This is a genomic window from Microbacterium sp. BF1 (genome assembly GCF_019279095.1).
In the GTDB taxonomy this organism is placed as follows: domain Bacteria; phylum Actinomycetota; class Actinomycetes; order Actinomycetales; family Microbacteriaceae; genus Microbacterium; species Microbacterium maritypicum.
On the sequence record NZ_JAGYWT010000209.1, the window covers coordinates 1 to 4,177 of the forward strand.

Annotated in this window: 5 protein-coding genes and 1 pseudogene; 5 read left to right on the plus strand and 1 reads right to left on the minus strand. The window is 68.6% G+C overall.

Annotated features, from left to right (window positions below; all coding sequences use genetic code 11):
* Together KZA10_RS08820 and KZA10_RS08825 are read left to right on the plus strand one after the other, a co-directional pair.
* On the plus strand, nt 1-443 hold a 443-nt coding region (locus KZA10_RS08820; protein WP_218682682.1), incomplete at its 5' end, for an ABC transporter permease subunit.
* Nucleotides 444-457: 14 nt separating this feature from the next.
* Nucleotides 458-739, plus strand: a pseudogene (locus tag KZA10_RS08825) (ATP-binding cassette domain-containing protein); the annotation flags it as partial.
* Here the strand turns inward: KZA10_RS08825 and KZA10_RS08830 are convergent.
* Complete coding sequence (locus tag KZA10_RS08830) at nt 657-1,271, minus strand: aromatic acid exporter family protein (protein ID WP_256934626.1); 615 nt, start codon at nt 1,269-1,271, stop codon at nt 657-659. The pseudogene KZA10_RS08825 and the gene KZA10_RS08830 overlap by 83 nt on opposite strands.
* A 98-nt stretch (nt 1,272-1,369) precedes the next feature.
* On the opposite strand from KZA10_RS08830, the gene KZA10_RS08835 reads away from it, so the two are divergent.
* The 3 genes from KZA10_RS08835 to KZA10_RS08845 form a co-directional block, all read left to right on the plus strand.
* Nucleotides 1,370-1,948, plus strand: coding sequence for a TetR/AcrR family transcriptional regulator (locus KZA10_RS08835; protein ID WP_055869267.1), 579 nt, complete (start codon nt 1,370-1,372; stop codon nt 1,946-1,948).
* A 186-nt stretch (nt 1,949-2,134) separates the two neighbouring features.
* Nucleotides 2,135-3,448 (plus strand): cytosine permease, encoded by a 1,314-nt coding sequence (locus KZA10_RS08840; protein ID WP_256934627.1) that lies wholly within the window; start codon nt 2,135-2,137, stop codon nt 3,446-3,448.
* The coding region (locus KZA10_RS08845; RefSeq protein ID WP_218682684.1) for a DUF917 domain-containing protein at nt 3,445-4,177 on the plus strand (733 nt) is incomplete at its 3' end. The genes KZA10_RS08840 and KZA10_RS08845, both read left to right, overlap by 4 nt.

Consider the following 4,177-nt stretch of genomic DNA (forward strand, 5'->3'; position numbering starts at 1 on the left):
CCGGCATCGTCATCGCGGTCGCATGGCTGGTGCTCGCACCCGCGTTGGGGCTGTTCAACACGCCGTGGCTTATCCTCGCGGCCTACGGCACCTCGTTCACAGCGCTCGTCGTGCAGGCCGTCGCCGCTCCGCTCTCCTCGACACCGACCAGTGCGGAAGAGGCGGCGCGGATCGGCGGCGCGACACGGGTGCGCGCCCTGATCGACATCTCCTGTCGGATGGCGGCACCGGCCGCGCTCTCCGGCGCGGTGATCGTCGCGGTCACCGCCGTGCGCGAGCTCACGCTGTCGGTGCTCCTGCTGTCGCCAGGGGCGCAGACCCTCGGCGTCGCGATCTTCAGCTTTCAGCAGGCGGGTGCGTTCAGCACCGCCGCCGCATGGTCGCTCATCGTGGCCGTGCTCGGACTCGCTGTCATCGGGTTCGCGATCCCGAAGACGAAGTAACAGAAAGGGTGCACATGGCCTCCGTCACACTCGAACACGTCTCTCTGCGATACCGCTCCGGTGCCGTCGGCCTCGCCGACGTCGACCTGCAGGTCGCGGACGGGGAGTTCCTCGCTCTCGTCGGCCCTTCGGGATCCGGGAAGACGACGCTGCTGCGCAGTATCGCCGGGTTCTTGACTCCCACAGCGGGCCGTATCCTGCTCGATGACCGCGTCATCGCCGGTCCCGGTGTCGCCGTACCGCCGGAGCAGCGCCAGCTGGGGATGGTGTTCCAACAGCATGCCGTCTGGCCGCACTGGGACGTGGGGCGCAACGTCGAATATGTCCCACATCTCGGCGAGCCGGTGCCACCAGAACCGGAGGCACGATCAGGGCGTTCACCACGATGCCGATCGCGACCCCGATCAGCGTCTCCACGATGCGTGCGAACGCGTACTCGGGACTCGACGACCCCAGCGCCAGCACCAGCATCGCCGAGATCGCCACCTGGTTGCCCGTGCCCGGCGAGGCGCGGAAGATCCACGCCACCAGCATCGCCACGACGATCGCCAGCAGCACGATCCAGCTCGGCGAGCCGAACAGCAGTCCCAGTCCGACGGCGATCACGACACCGGCGATCACTCCGATGCTGCGCTCGAGCGCCTTCGACAGCGACTGGTTCACGCTGGGCTGCACCACCAGCAGCGCGGCGATCGCGGCGAAGACCGGCAGCTGCGCGGGGAACACCCATCCGGCGATCAGCCACGCGGCGATCGTCGCCGCGGCCGACTTCACGACCTGCAGCAGCGGGGAGCGCTGGGAGGCGCGGATCGCGGTGGGGATGCGCATGCCCTCCACGGTAGTCGTGACGTCCTGTGCCCGTGGCTCTTGCGTCGCAGGGAGATGCGGGGTTACGCTCTGCCTAACTAATAGTCGTTAGGTAGATGATGACCAGAGCAACGATCCTCGCGGAGGCCCGCACGATCTTCGCGCGCCAGGGGTACGCCGAGACGAGCCTGCGCGAGATCGCCGAGGCCGTCGGGATCAAGACGCCCTCCCTCTACGCGCACTTCCCCAGCAAGGAGGCGCTGTACGCCGAGGTGTACGCCGGGGTCTCGGTCGATCACACCGCGTTCTTCGACGAGCTCCTCAGGAACAGCTCCGAGTTGGAGCCGCTCGCACGCCTGCACCACATCCTCGGGGGCATCGAGGCGTACTACCGCGACCGACCCGACCTCGCGGAGTTCAGCCTCAGGGCCGCTGTCACCGAGTACGGTCCCGGTGGCGAGCAGCTGCGACAGATCTTCCTCGACTCGGAGTCGACCCTCGCGGCCGCCGTGCGCCAGACCTATGAAGACGGTGTCGCGGCAGGCACCTTCGCCGCCGGTGACGCCGAGGGCTTCACGGCTCTGGTGTTCGTGGTCATGGACGGCCTCTTCCTCCAGCTCACCCACTACACGCCCGAGATCTACCGCGAGCGCTTCGATCAAGCCTGGCGACACCTCTCCACGATCCTGTCCCGATGAATCCCGCCGCACCGATGCGGCGGACACCATCACCCCTCGCCGGCACGGAGCCACGAACTCCGACCCGGCATCGCACGACCCGGCCGCACAGACAGGCCGCCCCCGACCCGCCCTGCGAGTCGTCCGCATTCCGGGAACCCGAATCCCCGCCGACGACTCGCAGGGCCACTTCTCAAGGAAAAGATGATGACCACCACCGACTATGAGCACGGCGTCGTGCCGCAGGACCAGCGCAAGAGCTGGCTGTCGATCGCCACCGTGTGGATTGCGATCGGCATCGACCTCTCCGGGGCGTTCCTCGGCGTCTCTCTCGCTTCCGGCATGGCCTTCTGGCCGGCGATCGGCGCGACGATGCTCGGATCTCTGCTGCTCGGACTGCTCGCGATGGCCTGCGCCTACGTCGGCGCCGCCACCGGGCTCTCCACCGCCATGATCTCCCGCGCCGTGTTCGGCCGCATCGGCGGCGCGATCCTCGCCCTGGCGATCGCCGTGAGTCTGGTCGGCTGGTACGCCGTGCAGGCCGGATTCTTCGGCGCGAACGCGCAGATCGCGTTCGCCGAGTTCACCGGCATCGACGTGCCGGTGCAGGTGTTCACCGCGATCGGCGGCGTGCTCATGGCGATCACCGCGTTCTGGGGCTACCGCTCCATCAACCGTCTCAGCACCCTCGCGGTGCCGCTGCTGCTTCTGCTGCTGGTCGTCGGCGTCATCGTCGCCTTCACGGTGAACGGTGCGGCGGGTCTCCAGGCGCCGGTCGAGGCGACCTTCACCTTCGGCGGGGCGGTGTCGCTCGTCATGGGCATCTTCATCCTCGGGGTCGTGCTCGCCCCCGACATGGCGCGGTGGGCGAAGACCCCGAAGCAGGCCATGATCGCCGGTTTCGTGGGGTTCTTCTTCGGCAACTCGATCATCCTGGTCGTCGCGATCCTGCTCGCCCGCATCATGGACGGCACCGAGCTGATGGCGATCTTCTTCGCGCTCGGCCTCGGCGGTGTCGCCGTGATCGTGCTGATCCTCGCGCAGTGGACCACGAACACGACCAACCTCTACTCGGCCGGACTCTCGTTCGCGTCGATCAGCGAGCGGCTGAGCCGTCGCACCGTCACGATCGTGCTCGGCGCCATCGGCATCATCGTCGGGGTGATCGGCGCTGCCGACTACTTCGTGCAGTTCATCCTCGTCATCGGCACGATCATCGCCCCCTACGGCGGCGTGTACCTGGCGTCGTTCTTCACGGGTCGAAAGACGGCGCGCTGGGCGCACGGCGCCACCGTGCCGCTGGTCGACGGCTGGTCCATCGCGGCCTGGGTGGTCGGGATCGTCGTGGCCGTCGCGACGACGAATCCGGCGGATGGCCCCGGCTTCGGCTGGTTCACCCTCACGTCGATCTCGGCTCTCGACGGACTCCTCGTGGGCTTCGTCGCGTATCTCGTGCTGCTGCCGCTGCGTCGTCGCGTGACGCCGGCGTCGGCCCCCGTCACGGATGAGGTGAGCGCATGAGCGCTGTCGTCACGACGCCTGTGATCACGGAAGCCGACATCGACGAGATCGCCCTCGGTGCCGCCGTGCTCGGCACCGGAGGAGGCGGCGACCCGCATGTCGGCTCCCTGATCGCCAAGCGACTCATCCGCCTGCACGGGCCGGTCCCGCTGATCGCCGTCGACGACCTGAGCGATGACGACTTCGTCATCCCGATCGGAGGGATCGGCGCCCCCTCCGTGAGCGTGGAGCGCATCCAGGCCGAGTCCGAGCTGCTCGCGGCCCTGCACGCTATCGAGCGCGCCGTGGGTCGCAAAGCGACAGCGGTGATGCCGATCGAGGTCGGCGGCGGCAATTCGATGATCCCGATCGCGGCCGCGGCCCTCGCTGGCCTCCCGGTGGTCGACGGCGATGCGATGGGTCGGGCGTTCCCCGAGGCGCAGATGGTCACCTTCCACCTGGCCGGTTACGGACCCGGCACGACCGTGCTGGTCGACCATCACGGCAATGAGGTGGTGAGCCGCCCGATCGACGGCGGATGGTCGGAGCGCATCGCGCGGGCCGTCACCGTCGAGATGGGCGGAGGGGCGACCATGATCGACTACGCGTACGGCGGCGACGTCGTGCGCGAGTGCGCGATCCCCGGCACCCTCGGACTCGCTCAGCGCATCGGGCGCATCCTGCGGGGCCGGGATACCGCCGGACGCGAGCTCCGCGATGATGAGCGCATCGACGCCCTGTGCGCCGACC